A 20,446-nucleotide genomic window follows, 5' to 3' on the forward strand; every position below is an offset into this window, starting at 1 on the left:
TTCAAACTAACCCATATATCATCAACTTATCAATATTTCCCCTTTTTAGCATATAAAAAAGCACCCTAAACGGATGCTTCCATCAAATGATATTTTTTCAAAATGCGATAGGTGATGTCTTTTGCTTCTATGCCGGTGCCTTCGATATTTGTGGCGAAAATGTAGGTTTTATTTTCATGTTTGATAAAGCCTACGTACCAGCCGATACCTGATTCCAAGCCTGTTTTTCCGTATAGGGTAGCGTGTTTCTCTTCTTCTTGTACCATCATTCGTTTAACTGTTCTCATGTTCTTTAGGTCAAATGGAAGAGTCTCTTCATATAGCTGTTTGAGGAAACGAACTTGTTCGATAGGAGAAATTCGCAGGGTACTGCTTAACCAAAATTGATCGATTCCGCCAGATATGTCTTTGTTCCCATAATGAATGGCCTTCACCCAATGATTCATACGTTCTTCTCCAATGTCACGTGCCATGGCTTGATAGTACCAGACGACTGAATCTCTCATTCCAGAGCCTAATGTATGATCTCTATTCCAGCTGTCAATCTCTCTTTTTACACCATCCCAATATTTGATGTCGTATTCATCTCTCACTGCGCCTGTTTGGAGTCCGATTAAGGCATTTGCTATCTTAAATGTCGATTGAGGTGCAAAGCGCTCTTTCGCTCTTTTTTTGTTATACACCCATGGGGACTTTTCTTTTACTTCTTGAATCACAAACGTGCCTTCCCGATTTTTAAAGAATTCATCTACTGACCACGCTGATGATCTTGCTTCAGTTGATGAAGGCTGGCTGATACAAAGTGCCATCAGCATGATGCCAGAAAACAGCCATTTTATATACTTTTTCTTCAAAACAATCGCTCCTTTTCTCATGATTCCCATGATTGTAGCATGCTTAAGCGATGGGACATAAGGTACGCTTGTCCTCTTTTCTTTCAAATAAAAAAAGCCGGTTTTTATCCGACTTTTTGCTGTATATTAGCTCTCTTTTTTCTCTTGAATGGCCTGTTTCGCCATTTTTGATATCGTCATATCGTCCATTGGCGGGTTATGAAGCCCGGCACGAATATCTCGATAGTAACGCTGCAGTGGACAATCTAGGCTTAAGCTTTTCGCACCGACTAAACGCATAGCTTTATCGACAACTTGCAAACTATGATTAACGACGGTATGCTTCACAGCACCAAATTCATTAATTAACAGCTCTCTTTTTTCTGGCTTTTCATACAATGTGGTCGTTGAGTAGATGACGTGGCGTGCTTGATTTAATAGTAAGTCGATTTCACCAATCAGCGTTTGGACATTTGGCAGGTCACTAATTGTGCCGTTGATGCTGTTCGGTGAATGGGTGATGGCATATTGAACAGCATAATCTCTTGCTGCTTGCGCAATGCCTAAATAGCAGGATGGAATATGTGCAATCCAAGGATTTAGCGTACCACCGCGCGGCCCTTTTTGCACCTCAACAAGCATGTCATCTGAAACCTTCACCTGATCTAAGATCAAATCATGACTTTCAGTTCCTCTCATCCCCACAACATTCCACGTTTCTTCTATTGAAACACCTTCTGTCTCGCGATGAATTAAGAAGAAGCCCATTGCCTCTTTTTCTTCAATCCATACGCCGACTAAAAAGTATGTAAGTGCTGGTGACATCGTTGTGAAAATTTTACGTCCATTGATGATCCACTCATTACCTGATCTAGTGGCTGTTGTCCCAGGCTTCCCGCCTCTTGTTGGACTGCCTGTCTGCGCCTCGCTCACGGCACGGTTGACAAGGGCGCCCTTTTTCACTTCTTCCGCAAAGAATTGAAGCTGCTGCTCATTCCATTGTTTCTTTTCGTAGATTTCGCCTACAACCCCTTGGTGCCAGCCAATGGATAAGGCAGTCGCTCCGTCCATACTGCCGAGCGTTTCTTGAAACAGAACCATATCCTTCACAGATTGACCTCCGCCTCCGTATTCAGCAGGAAGAGACAACGTCGTATAGCCCATCTCTACTAATGATTCAATATTTTTTTCAGGAAAATAAGCGCCTTCATCATGTTCTTTTGCCGTTTGTTCGATCGTTTCACGAAGAGATTCCAGCTGATTGAGCCATGTTTTTTGAAAATCTGTATCAACAAATAATGCTTTAGACAAAACGTATCCAACTCCTCTGTTTCTCACAATCTATCATATCTGATTTTTCCAATCGGAATAAATAAAACACACTTTACTTATAGGATTTAATGTGTTAAATTTTATCAATATTAAGTACATATGTCAAAGGAACGTGATGCTTTTATGATTTCAGCTACTAATCTACATAAATCTTATGGGCAGACCCATGTGTTAAAAGGCATTGATTTCACCGTACAAGAAGGTGAAGTGGTCGCCATTATTGGACCGAGCGGATCAGGAAAAACTACACTTCTCCGCAGCTTAAACAGCCTTGATATTCCAGACAAAGGAGAGCTGACAGTTGGTGAAGCCACGATTCAATTTGAACGATATCATAAAAAAGATCTGCTAAAACTCAGACAGCAATCTTCCATGGTGTTTCAGCATTATCACTTGTTTCAGAATAAACGAGCACTTGAAAATATTACAGAAGGATTGATCGTGTCTCAAAACATGTCTAAAAAAGAAGCAGAAAAGGTCGGAGAGCAATTTTTAACGCGGATTGGACTGCTTTATAAAAAGGATGCATTTCCGAGTGAATTATCTGGTGGTCAGCAGCAGCGAATTGGCATAGCCCGCGCTCTTGCGATGAATCCTTCAGTGCTCTTGTTTGATGAACCTACGTCGGCACTGGACCCAGAGATGGTAGGAGAAATTCTTGAAATGATCAAAGATATTGCGAGCCAAGGGATGACAATGGTCATTGTGACGCATGAAATTTCTTTTGCAAAGGACGTGGCGGATACGGTGATCTTTATGGCAGATGGCGAAATCGTTGAAAAAGGCTCACCGGAAGACGTCCTATTGAAGCCACAGCATGAACGAACGAAACAATTTTTATCAAGAATTCATCGCGGCATGTGGCAAGAATCGGAGAAAGACAAATGAAGCAAAGAACAGCATTCATGATGTCCGGTGTCTTTCTGTTATTTCTTTTTCTGATGGGCTGCAGCAGTGTGAAAACCACGACAGATGATGGTAGAAAAATTGTAAAAGTCGCACTAAGTGCAGAGGTCAATCCACCCTTTTTAGCAACAAATGACCGAAACGAACCAATTGGCTATAATATTGATTATTTAAATGAACTGGAAAAGAGGCTTCCTCACGTACATTTTGATTACATTTTTGGCGAGGAAGAATCGAATTTAATTGGTGTAGGCGCAGGGAAGTTTGAAATGGCGGCTAATTGGTTTTTTAGTAATCCTGAACGTGAAAAGCGTTTCCTTTACCCTAAGGTTCCGTATGGCTATTCGATGACAGGTTTAATTGTGAATGAATCAGACAAGGAGATTCGATCGCTTGATGATATGACATCTAAAAAGCTGGCTCCTGTCAGCCCTAGCGGAGGCTTGCGTTCGATTTTAAATCAATATAATAAAGAACATGATCCGGATATTCCGCTGACGACTATTGAGAGCCCTTCAAATGAGCTTAACTTAAAGCGCGTTGAAAGTGGACGGTCAGATGCAGCATTTATGAACATTTCAACCTTTGATACCATTCAAAAGCATTTAAATCTAAAGGTCAAAGTTGGAGGCATTGTGTCAAAGGAGCCTATCTATCTTGTCCTACAGCCAAGCGAGAAGAAGCTTGCAAAAGATTTGGACCGGATCACACAAGAGATGATTGATGATGGAACACTGCCTAAACTGGCGAAAAAGTGGTTTGGGGTTGATTTCTTTCAAGATATTGATGACATCTCAGAGCAAGGCGATCAAAATGAAGAAAGGAAGGAAGCGTCATGACGTTTACAGCTGGAGATTGGCTGGGCATTTTTTTACAGGTGATTGAACGCCTGCCACTTACTTTTCTCATGATTATCGTGTCATTGTTTTTTGCCACCATCATCGGCTTGCTATTTGCATGTATTCGTATTAAACAAATCCCAGTGCTGAAGCAATTGGCTGTTATTTATTTATCTTTTACACGGAGTACGCCTTTAATTGTTCAGCTTTTCTTGATTTATTTTGGACTGCCTCAGCTTTTGCTTGTGGCAGGGATTCAAATCAATCACTGGGATCGTGTGTTATTTGTGATGATGACGTTTTCTTTACATACGGGGGCTTATTTATCTGAAGTTTTTCGCAGTGCGTATTCATCTGTCGGGAAGGATCAGCTGGAGGCCGCCTACATTGTTGGGATGACAGATACACAGGCGTTGATCAGGATCATTATCCCGCAGGCCTTTCTCATTGCACTGCCGAACCTCGGAAATTACACCATTGATCTTGTGAAAGACACAGCAATTGCCTTTACAATCGGACTCATTGATATGATGGGACAGGTAAAGATCATTTTGGGAAATAACTACGGAATCGGTATGTTTGAGGTGTATGTGATCATTGCGATTGTGTATTGGCTTATTTGCATGAGTATTGAACTGATCACCATGCTGCTTGAAAGGAAATTTGTAAAAGGCCGCACCAGCCTGTCACGTTAAGGAGGCGATTTGATGCAAACCATCGATATTCCATTTGCGATTGACCAAGTACCTCATATTTTAAAAGGCGTTCCTTTTACCTTATTGATTGCACTCGTTTCCATGGCTGTAAGTCTGATGATTGGATCTGTTTTTGCTTTCATTCGTCTCTTCCGCATTCCTTTACTCAGACAGCTTGTGACGCTCTATGTCTCCTTTTTTAGAGGAACGCCTCTTATTGTTCAGTTGTTCGCTTTTTTTTATGGACTTCCTTTTGTTCTAACCAAAATGAGCGGTACATTCGGGCTGACTTTTCATCAAGACATGGTCTCCCCATTAGCTGTTGCTCTTATTACATTCAGCCTCCATTCAGCTGCCCATTTAACAGAGGTTGTTCGGAGTGCACTTCTTGCGGTAGACAAAGGGCAGCTTGAAGCAGCAAAAATTGTGGGGATGACAACACGCCAAGCGATGATGCGCATTATTTTGCCGCAGGCATTTGTGGTAGCCCTGCCGAACTTAGGCAATCAGCTCATTCAGCTATTAAAAGCCACCTCTCTTTCGTTTACGATTGGAGTACTTGAAATCATGGGGATTTCCCGAATCATTGCGAACGACGGCTATCAGTTTTTAGAAACGTATCTCGTCTCTGCTATGATCTATTGGCTGCTGAGCATTTTCTTTGAACTCGCTTTTGCCTTGTTAGAGAAACGTGTCAGTGTGTACGGAAGATCTCTCGGACGTTAAAAAAGCCGGTCAGGCTCAAATCCTGATCGACTTTTTTTATTCGCCTTTTTTCAGTGTGTTAAACAGTTCCTTTGGTGCGGGTTTTAGTTTTGGTGCAGAACCAAACACGACTGGTGCAGAAATATATCTAAACTCCCCTTTTCCATCCATGCTTCGGCCATGTGCCCATCTGCCTTCCTTACTTGCTTCCCCTCTTGAGAAGTTAAACAGATCATAGGATACTTGCTGTTTTTCTAGTGAGCGCGGGAAGGTGGTTGGTACGACGACATCCCCTTCTCGTTCTTCTAATTCTTTAATCGCCGCAATCCACATATTTTGATGATATGTATCTCGAGCAATAAGAAAAGAAAGCATATCCTTCACGCCTCGATCATCGGTCATTTCGTAGAGCCTTGTGACCTGAAGTCTCCCTTGTGATTCTGCATTTAAATTGGCTCTAAAATCAGCCATTAAATTTCCGCTTGCAATGATATACTTAGCATTCCACGGATATCCTTGACTATCCGCTGCCATGGCTCCTAAACCGGCAACAATTGCATGCTGAGGATTCATTCCGCCCATAACAGCTGCAAGTGCTGGATCACTTTCATACGCCTGTTCTTGTTCTTTAACAGGTGCTTTATCAAGTAAACGAGCGATCATCGTCGCAAGCATTTCCACATGACCAATTTCCTCTGTCCCTATGTCAAACAATAAATCTCTATATTTTTGATCTGCTCGACAATTAAAGCCTTGAAATAAATATTGCATCATGACGCTGATCTCACCATATTGACCGCCTAATACCTCCTGCAATTTTTTTGCATAAACTGGATCAGGCTTTGAGGGCTTTGCTTCATATTGCAGTTCTTTGATGTGATAAAACATGATGTCATCTCCCTTATCAAAAACATCTTTTCATTTATCACTATTCAACCGCATGCCTCTTTATGAAAAGGAGCAATCATGTGCATAAAAAAAGAGAATGGCCTCTGCCATTCTCTTTATCATCCTACTTATTCAGCACTCACTAGAATTTTCACTTGATCTTTTTCATTGATTAATGCATGGAAACCCTCTTCAATCACATCGTCCAACTTGATTTTCTTTGTGACGAGCGTATCAGCAGAGAAATAGCCTTTTCTCATTAAGTTTAATACAGATGGGAATACGTCTCTGTAGCCGATAATTCCTTTGACTGTACGTTCTTTAATGACAATGTCATTTGGCAGAATTTCTGCGCCTTTTTCCCAAATACTCACAATGACTGTTTCACCTGAAATTCTAGTTGATTGGATTGCTTGTTTCAATACAACAGGTACACCTGTCACTTCAAAAGAAACATCGACGCCACCGTTTGTACGGCGTGCAATTTCTTGAACCACATCTTCATATTGAGAAGGATCAACAATGATCGCTCCAAGCTCTTTCGCTTTTTCTTGGCGTTCTTTAGATAATTCTACTGCGTAAATATCAGTAGCACCAGCTGCTTTTAATGCTTCAATAACAAGCAAGCCAATTGGGCCGCAGCCAAACACTGCCGCTGTATCACCAGCTTGTACTTTACTAGAACGAACTGCATATAAAGCAACTGCTGAAGGCTCTACAAGTGCCCCTTGCTCATATGAAATTTCGTCTGGTAATAAATGAAGTAATTCTTCATCGACAGATACATATTCAGAGAATCCACCGCCGCCTCCGGCAAGTCCTAAAAAGCCCATGTTTTCATCTAAGTTGTAAGCACCTTGGTGTCCATGAGTTGCAAAAATAGGCTCAACAACCACTCGGTCGCCTACTTTGTAATTGCTGACGTCTTCTCCTACTTCAACAACCTCACCAGAAAATTCATGTCCCAGTGTAATAGGGGCTTTTTCTTTTGTCAGTGGATGAGGTTCATTCACTGGAATGAAGATAGGTCCTCCTAGATATTCATGTAAATCACTACCACAAATGCCGCACCATTTCACTTTAAGTTTCACTTTTCCTGGAGCAACTTTTGGTTCATCAATTTCCTCTAGTCGAATGTCCTTTTGATCGTGCCAGCGTAGTGCTTTCATGTGTAAGACTCCTTTTCTCATCAATTTCATTAACTTACTTAAATAATCATAACATAATTTTTTTAATTTTCTAAGTAAGATGCACTATCTTTTTGACATTCAATGGACGAAAGATGACAAAACATAGCACTAAACAGACAAGAACCATACATAGACACCCGATGACAACGGAGGTTCGGATTGATAAAACATGTGCAAGTCCACCAGAGACCCCTGTCAGCATGATCGTCAGAATGGCTTCAACCAAAGCATAAAAACTGGCTACCCTCCCCATCACCTCTACCGGGATATTCGTTTGATAGAAAGTCATAAAACCTGTGTTCGCAAATGCTAAAAAGAATGCTAGTATAAAAAATCCAACAGCGGCTGCAAACAATGTGCTGGAAAAAGCATAAATGAGATAGCCACATGCCACAAACAAACTGCCAATCCCGAGCATGATCGAAACAGGCAGCTTCTCCACAATGACCGAATTGAGACTTGCGCCTGCGATAATGCCTGCCCCTGCTATACTAACAAGAAGACCATATTGTGTATCAGTTAGCAGCAGCACTTCTTTTGCAAAGGCTGTTTCAAGAGAGTCAATGGCAGTAGGAAGTACCGTGATAGCGGCACTAAATAATAAATACACCGCCATCATTTGGCGTGATGTCAAACTAAACCGAAGAACAAGCTTCGCATCCTCTTTTAACATTGAAAAGGTAAAACCATTTTGGACAGCATCTTGTTTGAACAAATTCGGTAAACACATCGTGAACAGAGCAGATACCAACAGGCAGATCGCATTTATATAAATGGAAAAAACAGGTGTACCTATTAAAAAAAGCAGACCTGCTGCAGCGGGTCCAAGTAAAAATCCACCCGATTGTAATAATGAGCGAATGGCATTAAACCTTTTTCGGTTATCTGCTGGGATCAATGCTGTCATATAGACCATCGAAGCTGGATGAAACATCGCTTGTGCCATTTGAATGAGGAACACCATTACATACAGGGTAAGCAGATGTCCTGAACATAACGCAAAGGGTATACATGCGATCAAGATAGCCCGGCTGATATCTAAGCTGATCATCACTTTCCGCTGATTCAGCCTGTCAATCAAACTACCAGACCAGCTGTTTGTCAAAAGAGCCGCAGCTGGTCTCAGCATATAGACAGCTGTTACAGCCAGCACAGAGCCCGTTTCTTGAAAAATGAGCAGATGGAGAGCAATCATATAAATCCATTCTCCTATGTTCGCAATTCCGATAGCTCCAAGGAGCAAACTCATATCCCGCCAATGTTTTTTCATCACTTTTCCCCCTATTTGTCATAAAAAATCCCGCCCCCAAGACATTTCTGTCTTGAGGACGGGATTTACTCCGCGTTGCCACCTCAGTTTATTCATCTGTTGCCAGATGAACCTTAGCAGGTCATCATGAACCCATCTCTGTAACGGGAGAATGTCGCTGCACCACCATCCGAAGGAATCCGGTGCAGAGCTAAGAGGTTTGGTTCCATCATGCTGCCCGGCTCCTTCTCAGCTTCACGGAGTTCTCTGTGCGGGACGGCTCATGATGTACTCTTCTCTATGAGCGCCATGTCTTTATTTCATCATGATCTTCAGCTGAATTGTTACATATTGTACTGCGCCTTGATCAAAGCGTCAATGTTTTTTTCGAGTTAATCAGCATAGATCATCTTTCTGGTCATGCCGCCATCAACGACTAAATCTGTGCCGGTCACAAATTGATTCTCCTCATCGGTTAAATAAAAGCAAGCCTTCACAATATCCTTTGGCGTGCCCACTCGATTGGAAAGATGCTGCTTGTGGTCAATCTCTCGAAGATTCTCCTCATCTTTCGTTTCAATCCATCCAGGTGAAATGCTATTCACCGTGATATGATCCGGACTAAAAGAAGCCGCTAAGGCATGAGTCAGCGCCGATATTCCGCCTTTTGATGCAGCATATGCTTCTGTATTTGGCTCTGACATGGTCGCTCGGGTGGATGAAATGTTCACAATAGAACCGCCTTTTGGATTCTCTTTTATATAACGTGCTGCTTCTCTTGCACATAAAAAAGTTCCTCTTAGGTTCGTCTGTAACACACGATCCCAATCATCGACCGTTAATTCATAAGGCGATACTGTGCACATGACACCAGCATTATTAATGAGAATATCAATCGTTTTACAGCGCTCCGCCGCAAACGACATTAAGTGTTGAATATCCTTATCTTGCGTCACATCTGTTTTCTTAAAATAAGCTTCTAACGATTCTTTTTTCAGCTCTTCCTCCAAGCGCTTCCCCTTCTCTTCATCTATATCTGCAAGCACCACTCGCGCTCCTTCTTTTGCATAGCCCCATGCGATCATTTCACCAATTCCATTGGCTGCGCCTGTGATGACGACCGTTTTATTGTGAAAGTTCATCGTTTATCCAATCCTTTCTCTATCAGATGTTGTCGTCTATCATACCACTCTTATATAAGCGATACCTAGCCACATGAAACATAAAAGAACACCCTCCAAGTGATCGTGTCATAGGAGGGTGTTTCTTTGGAATTCATTGATCAAAAGCAGCCTTTAAAATGTCTAAGTAGTCGGCTTTCGTAACAGTACGAACATTGCTTGATGTAGAGCCGTTTTGTTCTGCTAATTCAGCCATTTTTTCAAAATCCTCTTCTTTTACATAAGATAGATCTTTTAGTGCTGGAATACCTAAATTTTTTGTGAAAGTATACATGCCATCAATTAATTTTTGAATCGCCACATCATCTGAATCCGTTTTATCTGCAAAGCTCATTATTTTGGAAAGCTCTGCGTGCAGTACCTTGTTTTCAACTGCATTGAATTGCATGACATAAGGCAAAAATACCGCGTTTGCGATACCATGAGGTGTATCATAAAGACTGCCAAGTGCTTCTGCTAAGCAATGAACGGCTGCGACATCGGCTGAACCGAAGCATAAGCCGGCTAGTAAACTACCTTCCTGCATTTTATATCTCGCTTCTAGATCAGATTCATTTTCGTATGCCTTGGGTAAGTATTTCACAATTGTCTTCATTGCACTTGCACCCATTGCTTTCGAAATTGGGTTTGTTACTTTACATGAATAGCCTTCAATAGCATGTACCAATGCATCTACACCTGTTGCGGCTGTTATGCTTTTTGGCACCGTCAATGTAAGAGCCGGATCTAAAATCGCAATGGTTGGCCGAAGCAAGGCATGTTTTAATGTGATTTTTTTATGGGAAGCAGCGAACGTAATGACAGATGATCGGGTCACCTCAGAACCAGTACCAGCCGTTGTTGGGATACAAATTAATGGAGATAGATTAGCATACGCCTTCTTCCCTGATATATAATCTTCAGGAATGCCGCCATTTGGCCCTAATAAAGCAATCGCTTTCGCTGTATCCATTGGACTTCCGCCACCAATCGCAATGACCGCTGATGCTTGTTCTTTTCTAAAGAGCTCTGCACCAGCTAGACATTCATTATCTCTAGGGTTTGGAGATACTTGATCAAATATAAAAACAGAATAACCGGCTTCCTGCAAATACACTTCAATAGGCTGAACTAGCCCTGCGTTTCTCACACCAGAATCTGTCACAATCATCACTGTGGCACCCGTGAGTACAAGATCCTCTACTATAGATCCAATTTCTTTTGACTGACCAATCCCCATCATTATGTTTGTTTGGCAATGATAATCAAAATTCATCATCATTTTTCTACTCCTTCATGTAAATTTGTTGAGTGAGCCGTTTGTTTTTCTGCTCCCCACCACTCTATTTCTTTTAAACCTGGAATGCTAGATGCATAAAAGACAGGATTTTTGCCTAACAGCCTTTGTTGCATGTAATCATCCAAAGCGGCAAAAGCATATTTTCCTAGGATAGCTATTGCAATCAAATTGACGATTGCCATGATGGCCATTGACAAATCCGCCAAAGTCCAAACGATTTGTAAGTTGGCAACAGCGCCAAACATCATCATCATTAATACCATGATTCGGTACACCAATAACGCTGTTGCACTGTTATGAATAAAACCGATATTGGCTTCACCATAATAGTAGCCACCTACAATAGAACTAAAAGCAAAAGTAAATATAGCAAATGCTAAAAAGATACTCGCCCAAGATCCAAAATGCTGTGCCATCGCAGCTTGGGTAATTTCGATACCAGATAATTCACCCGTTGTTTCTACTGTCGATAGCATAATAATAAAGGCTGTACAGCTGCACACAACTAATGTGTCAAAAAACACACCTAATAATTGAACAAATCCTTGTTTTACTGGATGCGAAACATTAGCGGCAGCAGCGGCGTTTGGGGCACTTCCCATTCCTGCTTCATTTGAAAAAAGCCCACGTTTGACACCGTTCATTATCGCAGCACCAATCCCGCCTCCAACGATTTGCTCTAATCCAAACGCACTTTTCATAATACTTGCTAATGCTGCGGGTACATCAGTGATATTTGTGACAATCACATAGAATGCTAAGATAATATAAAACACTGACATCACTGGAACAACGATTTGAGTGACGTTAGCAATTCGCTTGACTCCACCAAAAATGATGAAAGCCGTTAAAATGGTGACAAATAGACCCATGCCAATCGGACTTATACCAAATGAATACTGAAAGGCATTTGTAATTGTATTCGTTTGTACTGCATTAAAAATTAAGCCGAAACTAAGAATGACAGAAAAAGCAAAAATCCTGCTTGGCCATTTCAATCCGAATTGCTTTTGAATATAGTAACCAGGACCTCCTTTAAATCCGTCATTTGTTCTCACCTTATAAATTTGAGCCAGTGTACTTTCGACAAATGCAGAGGCTCCTCCTAAAACGGCTGCAAACCACATCCAGAAAATAGCTCCAGGACCACCAACAGTGATAGCAATCGCAACGCCTGCCATATTTCCAGTACCAATTCTTGTAGCAGCTCCAATAAAAAAAGCTTGCATAGAGGAAATTTCATTCCTATTCTCTTTTGTTTTGGAAGCTTTTTCAAAAATAGAACGAAAGACCTCTTTTAGTAAAACAATTTGCATGAATTTCATTCTCACCGTAAAGAAGATTCCTATGCCTAATAACATAACCACTAAAATATATGTCCATAAAAAGTCATTCACTGAATTGACAATTACTTCAAACAAAGCCATTTCCCCTTTGTGAATCTGAATATTTGAAATAACACAACTTGCAAGCGCTTACTTTTATGATATTAAAAATGTTATGATCAATCTATAGAGGTTTTCTGATGATATCAATCGGCTCATCCGATTTAGAGAGGTAGGGAGGCTTGAAGTTGGAGATCAAACAACTAATGATGTTCCAAACAGCATCAAAAGTATTAAACTTTACAAAAACTGCACAAATGCTTGGTTATGCTCAATCTAGCATCACAGCAAATATTGTGGCATTGGAAGAAGAGCTAGGAACCCCTCTATTTGAAAGGCTTGGAAAAAGGGTGATCTTAACAGAAGCTGGAAAACAATTTCAACAATATACGGATAAAATTTTAGGTTTAACAGGGGAAGCATTAGAGGCTGTTGGCGGGATGAATGAGCCAAGCGGCATTTTGAGAATATGTGCATCTGAAACACAATGCACCTACCGGCTTCCTCACATTTTAACGGACTTTCAAACAAAGTATCCAAAAGTCGAACTGATCTTCCGCCCAGGAATAGCGGAAAAAGATGTTTTAAATCTATTACTAGAAGGACAAATTGATGTCGCCTTATTATCCATGAATCCTGTAGTATCCTCGCATTTACTTGTAAAAGAATTAAAAGATGAACCGATGGCCATTGTATGCTGCCCAACAAATCCTTTGAGCAAAAAACAAAAAGTATATCCAATTGATTTGAACGAGCAAAGATTGTTGTTAACGGAAGACTGTGATTATCGCTACGCCTTTGAACATTCATTAACACAGGCGGGAGCAAAACCGCGAAGTAAACTAGAATTAGCAGATGTAGAAGCCATAAAAAAATGTGTAATGGCAGGCTTAGGAATCGCTGTACTTCCTGAAATTTCTGTGAAAAGAGAAATTTCAGAAGGCAATATCATCAAAATCAATTGGATGGAACCTTGTTTCTCAACGAAAATTCAACTATTTTGGCATAAAAACAAATGGATGTCCCCTGCTTTAAAGGCATTTGTTGATTTAACAGAGGATTATATACTCATGAACGGCTAGCAGGGATCAACTCTAGATTAAATAAAAGAAGGACTGTTATAACACTTACTGAAGAAATTGATCATTCTAAATAACTAAACAAAGCTTTCTTATATTTAGAATGGAAACCTCTGAATCTTAAAAGACTATTTACACAAAAAAACTTACAGGATATACTCTCCCGTAAGTTTTTTCGATTTTTTTACATTGAATCATTATTTAGAAATCATCCCATGCGGATCAATGACAAATTTCTTCGCTACACCTGAATCAAAGTCACTGTATCCTTGAGGGGCTTGATCAAGGTTAATGACGGTTGCATTCACTGCTTTGGCGATTTGTGCTCGTCCGCTTAAAATGGATTTCATTAGGCTGCGGTGATATTGCATAACAGGAGTTTGGCCTGTCACAAAGGTATGGGCTTTTGCCCAGCCGAGTCCAATTCGCACTTTCAGTGATCCAACTTTTGCATCAGCATCCACTGCACCTGGGTCTTCTGTGACGTAAAGCCCTGGGATTCCAAGTTTACCACCAACTTTGGTAATATCCATAATTGTATTTAAAACGGTTGCAGGTGCTTCTCCTTGATCTCCATGACCTGAAGCTTCAAAGCCGACACAATCGACGGCACAGTCTACTTCTGGCTCTCCTAAGATATTGGTGATTTGTTCTCCGATTCGATCATGTTTTCGTAAATTGATCGTCTCGCAGCCAAAGCTTCTGGCCTGCTCCAGCCTTTGTTCATTCAAATCACCGACAATGACCGTAGAAGCGCCAAGAAGCTGAGCGGAATGCGCTGCGGCAAGACCTACTGGCCCTGCACCGGCAATATATACAGTTGAACCAGGCTTTACTCCAGCAGAATACGCACCGTGAAAACCTGTCGGGAAAATATCGGAAAGCATCGTCAGATCAAGTATTTTTTCCATCGCTTGATCTTTGTCTGGAAATTTCAGCAGCTGAAAATCTGCATATGGTACCATGACGTACTCGGATTGGCCGCCAACCCATCCACCCATATCAACATACCCATAGGCAGAGCCGGGACGGTCCGGGTTTACATTTAAGCACACATGGGTTTTTTGTTCCTTACACATGACGCATCGTCCACAAGCAATATTAAAGGGAACGGACACAAGGTCTCCTTTTTGAATAAACTCCACATCTCGTCCTACCTCAACGACTTCACCTGTAATTTCATGACCAAGGACGAGTCCTGCAGGCGCAGTCGTACGACCTCTCACCATGTGCTGGTCACTTCCGCAAATATTCGTCGTCACTACTTTTAAAATGACGCCATGCTCACATTTGCGCCCCACATTGGCTTTCGGTACACCCGGGCCATCTCTTAAAATCAAATCAGGGTATCCAATATCCTCAACTGCTACATTTCCTGCTCCTTTATAAACGACACCTTTGTTTCCCGACATTTTTTCATTCCTCCCTTTTTGTTTAAAAATGAAGTCTCTACAATTTTCTCTACTTCTGAAGCAATTCCCTGCTTCAAATGGCACAATTGATTAAAAAAAAGAGAAAAATGTATTTTCCAGTCAAATAAAAAAGAAAATATTGAAAAAAAAGCTAAACTTTTGAAGAACGATGTCGATATAAGGAATAAGCCAGACAGGTATCCTTAATCGACAAACAAATTCCTTATATATACTATCATTCCTTACACACCTGGCTGGCGCCTACATCATATACAAAAGTCTCTTCGGTGAAGAGACTTTTTTTATTCGTTCAAACATGATTCAATTACACGCAAAGAAGCTCCTCTCACGAAGAGCCTCTTTGTGAATGCTTGTTCATTACCTGGGAAATATTTTCATCATTTTAACGCTTTGATACAGATGTATGTATCATAGTGATAAACCGAAACTTCTCTAAAGTGATACGCTGAAAATAGTCGGCTAATCTCTTGTTCACTATACGATGAAAAAGAATGTGACCGCTTTTGTTCCTTCATCAGTTCCTGCTGTTGGAAAGATAAGAATACTTCTCCATCCACTTGAAGAACACGGTACACTTCCTTCATGACTTGCTCAATATCCTTCAAGTAATAAATGGTCTGCACCGTAAATAATTTATTGAAAGATCTATCTTCAAATGGTAAATGCTCGGCTTTACCAAGAGTCAAGACGGCTTTATCCTGTTCCACAAGCTTCTTATGTTTTCTTTTTGCATATTTGATCATATGACGAGAGGCATCCACTCCATATACTTTACCGCGATCAAGTTTCTCTGCTACCTTCGATAATGTCATGCCTCTTCCAGTACCAATTTCTAAAATCCGGTCATTTTCTTGTATATTTAAGAGTTGAATCGTCCATTCATTGATATTATGATGATTTTTTTCCATATAGCGGGCAACCCATTTTGAGAACAAGCCTTTTGGTTCCCTCATTTGTTTTCCAATCCAGCTTTGAATCAATGTTAACACCTGCTTTGCACCAGTAAATAAAACTATTTACGAATTTTCTTACTTTTCATATCGGCTCTCACCTAACAAAGTTTAAGACCTAGTCCTAATTATTTGTTATTGATTAGACGGCACCTTTTCAGAAAATGTTTCGCAGAACTTAAAAAAATTTTCATCTACATAGGCGTTTTCATTAATTGTGCTTAGATTGATTTCGTTTTCTGCATGAGCTGCATATTTTATGAATGTATCTTGATTAGATAAAGGTGGTGCTAGATTATGGGCTTTGGTGGAGGTTATGCTGGAGGCTGCGGTGGTTACGGTGGCGGCTTTGCAGGCGGATTCGCATTGCTTGTTGTACTGTTCATTTTGTTGATCATCATCGGTGCAAGCTGGATTTGCTAATGTAAAAGGAGCAGGAAACGATAACGTTTCCTGCTCCTTTTCTTTAATACCAATAAGCTCGGTACTGATACATATATTGTCTGAGCATTTCCTCTTGCTCTCTTTGCATTCGGTACGGATTACCGTATCCATGCTTTAAGGAATGCGGAATGGATGTATATCCGTGCCCCACTGACGGAAACCTCATATATGGTGACATCGACATTCGTTGATCACCTCACAATCTCCTTTTACGGATATCATATGTGCAGATGATCAATGTGGAGCGTGTCTAAACCTGGTCCTTCTCCATCGTATAACAATCAAGCATTGCAAGCATCATAAACATGTCAATCTCCTCCTTTTTCAATTTTTCTTTTCGTGTTTTAGTTCATATACTTTAGTTGTTTCTGCTTCATTTCTTCATAAAATGTTTCGACTTGTTGTTCATAAAGAACCGTTTCAATGTCTTTGTATTTTCGTCGGATCGTCAATGTGATAAAAAATAAATGGATTGTCATATACGCTCACCTCCCTTCAGTTCGCAGCACGCGAAATAGCCCGCAGATCTTCTTTGTCAGTTGACCTGCGGGCACAAAAATGCAGATCAAAAGACAGTGTCTTCCAACCTGCAATGGATGATACGTAAAATCCTCGTTTACTTTAACAGTTTTGAAGCGTGTGCACCGTATAAGGTAAAGGAAGGACACGAGCTCTTCCACAGGCTGATGACATGATGAAATTGTTGTTGAATTGATCACAAGTAGATACGAATAACATATTCTTCAGCCTCCTTTACGTTTTTAATTACTTTGTTAGTATATCCAGCAAGCACCATTTTGTAAACCTGTTTTTAGTAAAATAGATGAATTTTGTGTGTTTGACTAAATTTCTACAGTGATTCTTGTCCGATTGTCCAATACAATCAAAAAAAAGCCTCCTCACGTATATGAGGAGACTTTTCGAATTAATCTTCATCTAGTTCTTGCAGTTTCTTTTGAAAAAAGATCGCGCGTCTCACACAAAGAAAAGCTGCTAATAAGAAAACACAATCAATTCCCATCATCAGCATTTTTGGAGATGCTTCGATGTGTTGGTTTGGTATGATCGTACCAATATATAAAAAGGTGCTGACAGCAAGCAAAATAAAAGCGTACTGCTTGTAATCTGTCACTAAACCACTCCACTTTTTCTTCACTTGAATCACCTTCCTGTTTAACATGTCTATTGATAGCTTAACATAGTAAAAGAAAGGTAGTGGCATGTAAATCTATCCATTCACTAGTGCATTTAGTCCCTGCTTCATATCATTCAGTAAATCATCCACATCTTCAATCCCGACGGATATACGAATTAACCCATCAGTGATGCCAAGCTCCTCGCGGCGGTCTTTTGGAATGGACGCATGAGTCATACGAGCAGGAACAGAGATTAAGCTTTCAACCGCTCCAAGGCTTTCTGCGATCGTAAACAGCTTAAGCTGACTTAAAAAGACATCGACATGTTCTTCTTTTCCAATATCAAAAGAGATCATGCCGCCGTAGCCTGATGCTTGCGTTTTTGCAAGTTCATGTCCAGGATGAGCATCAAGACCTGGGTAATAAACACGTGTCACTGCTGGATGTTTCTCTAAAAACTCAGCGATTTTCTGTGCATTTTGCTGATGTGCTTCCATTCTTAGTCCAAGCGTTTTGATTCCTCTCATGAGAAGCCATGAATCCTGCGGTCCAAGAATTCCACCTGTAGAATTTTGAACAAAATGCAGTTCTTCTCCAAGCTCTTCTGTCGCTGTTACCACAAGCCCGCCTACGACATCGCTGTGGCCGCCTAAATATTTAGTGGCACTATGCAGGACAATGTCCGCCCCATATTCAATCGGCCTTTGGAAATAAGGTGTGAAAAATGTATTATCAACAATCATTAAGATGTTGGCTTCTTTTGTCAATTGGCCGATCGCTTTGAGATCAGTCATTTTGAGTAAAGGATTGGTTGGTGATTCAATGTAAACCGCTTTTGTTTCAGGTAAAATCGCCTTTTTCACTGCTTCAGGATCACTTGTGTCAACAAAGGTCGCTTGAATACCAATACGATTGAGTACCTTTGTGATGACGCGGTACGTTCCGCCGTATACGTCATCTGTCAGGATAATATGATCTCCGCTGTTAAACAGCATCATCACTGCCGTAATGGCAGCCATTCCTGAACCAAATGCGTAGCCGTTTGCTCCTCCTTCAAGGTCACGAATGACGGTTTCTAGTGCTGTTCTTGTTGGATTCGCTGTTCTTGAATATTCATATCCTGTATGCTCGCCTGCTTTCGGCTGCTTATAGGTGCTCACTTGGTATATAGGTACAGACACAGCGCCTGTTTTTTCATCACCAGTTGTTCCGCTGTGTATCATCATTGTTTTTCGTTTCATTTTATTTTCCTCCCTCATAAATACCTTTACTTAAGTACCGTTCACTGCTGTCAGGAAAAATGGTGACGATGACTGTCCCAGGTGCTGCCTTCTTCGCTTCTTCTAAAGCGGCAAACAACGCTGCACCCGAAGAACTCCCGATGAGAACGCCTTCTTTTTCAGCAGCTTCTTTCACCATTTTAAAAGCATCATCATCACTGACGGTATATATCTCATCGAATAAAGCAGATTCCATATAATCTGGGATAAATTCAAGGCCGATTCCTTCCGTTCTATGCGGACCCGGATCTCCTCCATTTAAAATCGATCCTTCAGGTTCGACAACAACTGTTTTTAACGCCGGATGCTGCTCTTTTAAATAGGCAGCACACCCTTGAAAAGTTCCGCCAGAACCCGCTCCTGAAACGAATATATCGATGTTTCCTTGCAAATCAGACCATAACTCTGGACCAAGTGTTTTATAGTAAGTCAATGGATTTACTTGGTTTTTAAATTGTAAAACGCAATAGGCATTGCCAAGGCTTGCCTCTAGTTCAAGGGCTCGATCAATCGCACCCTTCATGCCCTCTTTTCTTGGTGTATGAATGATCTCTGCACCGAGCGCCTTCATGAGCTGTTGTTTTTCTTGACTAAAATGTTCTGGTACGCAAAAAATGGTACGCAATTGATGCTTTCTTGCACTAAGGGCAAGCCCAATGCCTGTGTTTCCAGCAGTTGCTTCAATGATGGTTCCGCCAGGGCGCAATTTACCAGATGCCAATGCTTCTCTTATGAGCATATCACCTAAACGATCTTTAATACTTCCACCCGGATTCATCATTTCAAGCTTTGCATATACCTCTACACCTTCCGGGATGCCAACCCCTGACAGTTTTAAAAGCGGTGTGCGGCCAATTAATTCTGTAATATCCTTTATGACAGCCATATGATTCCCTTCCTTTGTATGGAAAAGAAGGGGGAATCCCCTTCTTTTATTGAGTTTGCTTTATCATACGCAAGACAAGGTCGGTTGAGTGAATCGCTGCTTGTTCAAGAAATTGATCAAATGAGACATTGGATTCTTTCCCTGCAATATCAGATAGCGCTCGAACGACAACAAATGGCGTTCCAAAGAGCTGGCAAACTTGTGCAACGGCTGCGGCTTCCATTTCCACCGCATATAGCTCTGGAAACTTCTCTCTCACAAACGCTACACGATCCGGATCATTCATAAATGAATCTCCGGTTGCAATCGTTCCTTTTGCCACTTGGATATGATCGATCTCTAAAGCCGATTCCTCTGCCAGCTTCACAAGCTTTTCGTCTGCAACAAAAGCAGCTGGCAATCCTGGTACTTGTCCGTATTCGTAATTAAAGATCGTGACATCCACATCATGATGTCTAACATCAGTAGAGATGACAATATCCCCTACATTTAATGTGTGATGGAAACCGCCAGCTGATCCTGTATTGATCACATAATCCGGCTGAAAGCGGTCAAGCAGAAGTGTTGTGCTGACCGCTGCATTCACTTTTCCAATCCCTGATTTTAATAAAATCACTTCTTTATCTTCATAAACACCTGTTGTGAATTCACACCCAGCGATGTTTTCTTGTGTAGCATTCTTTAGTTGATCTCTTAATATCGTCACTTCTTCTTCCATTGCACCTATGACTGCGATTTTCAAATCAAAAACATCCT

21 protein-coding genes and 1 pseudogene are annotated in these 20,446 nt (G+C 41.0%); 6 read left to right on the forward strand and 16 right to left on the reverse strand.

Annotated features, from left to right (window positions below; all coding sequences use genetic code 11):
* Window positions 1–65 precede the first annotated feature (65 nt).
* Complete coding sequence (blaBPU, locus tag MHI16_RS12150) at window positions 66–854, reverse strand: BPU family class D beta-lactamase (protein ID WP_061410251.1); 789 nt, start codon at window positions 852–854, stop codon at window positions 66–68.
* A 126-nt stretch (window positions 855–980) separates the two neighbouring features.
* Window positions 981–2,144, reverse strand: coding sequence for an acyl-CoA dehydrogenase family protein (locus tag MHI16_RS12155; RefSeq protein WP_061408698.1), 1,164 nt, complete (start codon window positions 2,142–2,144; stop codon window positions 981–983).
* Between the two features lie 120 nt (window positions 2,145–2,264).
* On the opposite strand from MHI16_RS12155, the gene MHI16_RS12160 reads away from it, so the two are divergent.
* The 4 genes from MHI16_RS12160 to MHI16_RS12175 are packed head-to-tail and all read left to right on the forward strand — an operon-like array spanning window position 2,265 to window position 5,331.
* Window positions 2,265–3,053 carry an amino acid ABC transporter ATP-binding protein gene (locus MHI16_RS12160; RefSeq protein ID WP_081106457.1) on the forward strand — a complete coding sequence of 263 codons (789 nt, stop codon included), beginning with the start codon at window positions 2,265–2,267 and terminating at the stop codon, window positions 3,051–3,053.
* Window positions 3,050–3,910, forward strand: coding sequence for an amino acid ABC transporter substrate-binding protein (locus MHI16_RS12165; RefSeq protein ID WP_061408701.1), 861 nt, complete (start codon window positions 3,050–3,052; stop codon window positions 3,908–3,910). The genes MHI16_RS12160 and MHI16_RS12165 overlap by 4 nt, the downstream gene beginning before the upstream one ends.
* Window positions 3,907–4,605, forward strand: a complete 699-nt coding sequence (locus tag MHI16_RS12170; RefSeq protein WP_061408703.1) for an amino acid ABC transporter permease — start codon at window positions 3,907–3,909, stop codon at window positions 4,603–4,605. Before MHI16_RS12165 ends, MHI16_RS12170 begins: the two co-directional genes overlap by 4 nt.
* Window positions 4,606–4,617: 12 nt before the next feature.
* Window positions 4,618–5,331 carry an amino acid ABC transporter permease gene (locus tag MHI16_RS12175; protein ID WP_144462682.1) on the forward strand — a complete coding sequence of 238 codons (714 nt, stop codon included), beginning with the start codon at window positions 4,618–4,620 and terminating at the stop codon, window positions 5,329–5,331.
* Between the two features lie 36 nt (window positions 5,332–5,367).
* Here the strand turns inward: MHI16_RS12175 and MHI16_RS12180 are convergent, their stop codons facing one another.
* The 6 genes from MHI16_RS12180 to MHI16_RS12205 all read right to left on the reverse strand — a co-directional run bounded on the left by MHI16_RS12180 (window position 5,368) and on the right by MHI16_RS12205 (window position 12,524).
* On the reverse strand, window positions 5,368–6,198 hold the full coding sequence (locus MHI16_RS12180; protein WP_061408709.1) for a manganese catalase family protein: 831 nt from the start codon (window positions 6,196–6,198) through the stop codon (window positions 5,368–5,370).
* 128 nt (window positions 6,199–6,326) lie between these two features.
* Window positions 6,327–7,367, reverse strand: a complete 1,041-nt coding sequence (locus MHI16_RS12185; protein ID WP_058014595.1) for a 2,3-butanediol dehydrogenase — start codon at window positions 7,365–7,367, stop codon at window positions 6,327–6,329.
* 70 nt (window positions 7,368–7,437) lie between these two features.
* A complete protein-coding gene (locus MHI16_RS12190) occupies window positions 7,438–8,658 on the reverse strand; it encodes an MFS transporter (RefSeq protein WP_268466210.1) in 1,221 nt (406 codons plus the stop codon).
* 371 nt (window positions 8,659–9,029) lie between these two features.
* Window positions 9,030–9,779 (reverse strand): SDR family oxidoreductase, encoded by a 750-nt coding sequence (locus MHI16_RS12195; protein ID WP_058014593.1) that lies wholly within the window; start codon window positions 9,777–9,779, stop codon window positions 9,030–9,032.
* Window positions 9,780–9,912: 133 nt separating this feature from the next.
* Window positions 9,913–11,076, reverse strand: a complete 1,164-nt coding sequence (locus MHI16_RS12200; RefSeq protein ID WP_268466215.1) for an iron-containing alcohol dehydrogenase — start codon at window positions 11,074–11,076, stop codon at window positions 9,913–9,915.
* Window positions 11,076–12,524 carry an alanine/glycine:cation symporter family protein gene (locus MHI16_RS12205; protein ID WP_268466218.1) on the reverse strand — a complete coding sequence of 483 codons (1,449 nt, stop codon included), beginning with the start codon at window positions 12,522–12,524 and terminating at the stop codon, window positions 11,076–11,078. Before MHI16_RS12205 ends, MHI16_RS12200 begins: the two co-directional genes overlap by 1 nt.
* A 146-nt stretch (window positions 12,525–12,670) precedes the next feature.
* Between MHI16_RS12205 and MHI16_RS12210 the strand changes: the two genes are divergently transcribed.
* Window positions 12,671–13,564 carry a LysR family transcriptional regulator gene (locus MHI16_RS12210; RefSeq protein ID WP_058014591.1) on the forward strand — a complete coding sequence of 298 codons (894 nt, stop codon included), beginning with the start codon at window positions 12,671–12,673 and terminating at the stop codon, window positions 13,562–13,564.
* A gap of 194 nt (window positions 13,565–13,758) precedes the next feature.
* On the opposite strand, the gene fdhA is transcribed toward MHI16_RS12210, so the two are convergent.
* The gene (fdhA, locus tag MHI16_RS12215) at window positions 13,759–14,973 is read right to left on the reverse strand and encodes a formaldehyde dehydrogenase, glutathione-independent (RefSeq protein ID WP_058014590.1); all 1,215 of its coding nucleotides are present in this window, start codon (window positions 14,971–14,973) and stop codon (window positions 13,759–13,761) included.
* Between the two features lie 398 nt (window positions 14,974–15,371).
* Complete coding sequence (locus MHI16_RS12220) at window positions 15,372–15,974, reverse strand: methyltransferase domain-containing protein (RefSeq protein ID WP_058014589.1); 603 nt, start codon at window positions 15,972–15,974, stop codon at window positions 15,372–15,374.
* Window positions 15,975–16,292: 318 nt separating this feature from the next.
* Between MHI16_RS12220 and MHI16_RS12225 the strand changes: the two are divergent.
* Window positions 16,293–16,367: pseudogene (locus MHI16_RS12225) on the forward strand (YjcZ family sporulation protein); the annotation flags it as partial.
* A gap of 43 nt (window positions 16,368–16,410) precedes the next feature.
* Here MHI16_RS12225 and MHI16_RS12230 read toward each other — a convergent pair.
* From MHI16_RS12230 to mtnN, 6 genes are all read right to left on the reverse strand, one after another.
* Entirely contained in the window at window positions 16,411–16,566 is a 156-nt protein-coding gene (locus tag MHI16_RS12230; RefSeq protein ID WP_223250656.1) for a hypothetical protein, read from the reverse strand.
* 166 nt (window positions 16,567–16,732) lie between these two features.
* On the reverse strand, window positions 16,733–16,867 hold the full coding sequence (locus tag MHI16_RS12235; RefSeq protein ID WP_012010698.1) for a YrzI family small protein: 135 nt from the start codon (window positions 16,865–16,867) through the stop codon (window positions 16,733–16,735).
* Between the two features lie 446 nt (window positions 16,868–17,313).
* Window positions 17,314–17,544, reverse strand: a complete 231-nt coding sequence (locus tag MHI16_RS12240; RefSeq protein WP_041815772.1) for a YrhC family protein — start codon at window positions 17,542–17,544, stop codon at window positions 17,314–17,316.
* A gap of 72 nt (window positions 17,545–17,616) precedes the next feature.
* Window positions 17,617–18,765: a bifunctional cystathionine gamma-lyase/homocysteine desulfhydrase gene (locus MHI16_RS12245; RefSeq protein ID WP_058014588.1), complete on the reverse strand. Its 1,149-nt coding sequence runs from the start codon at window positions 18,763–18,765 to the stop codon at window positions 17,617–17,619.
* 1 nt (window position 18,766) lies between these two features.
* Window positions 18,767–19,690 carry a cysteine synthase family protein gene (locus tag MHI16_RS12250; RefSeq protein WP_058014587.1) on the reverse strand — a complete coding sequence of 308 codons (924 nt, stop codon included), beginning with the start codon at window positions 19,688–19,690 and terminating at the stop codon, window positions 18,767–18,769.
* Between the two features lie 46 nt (window positions 19,691–19,736).
* Window positions 19,737–20,432, reverse strand: coding sequence for a 5'-methylthioadenosine/S-adenosylhomocysteine nucleosidase (gene mtnN, locus MHI16_RS12255; RefSeq protein WP_050943689.1), 696 nt, complete (start codon window positions 20,430–20,432; stop codon window positions 19,737–19,739).
* Between the last annotated feature and the right edge of the window lie 14 nt (window positions 20,433–20,446).

It is taken from the genome of Bacillus sp. FSL K6-0923 (assembly GCF_038630825.1).
Taxonomy (GTDB): Bacteria; Bacillota; Bacilli; order Bacillales; family Bacillaceae; genus Bacillus; species Bacillus pumilus.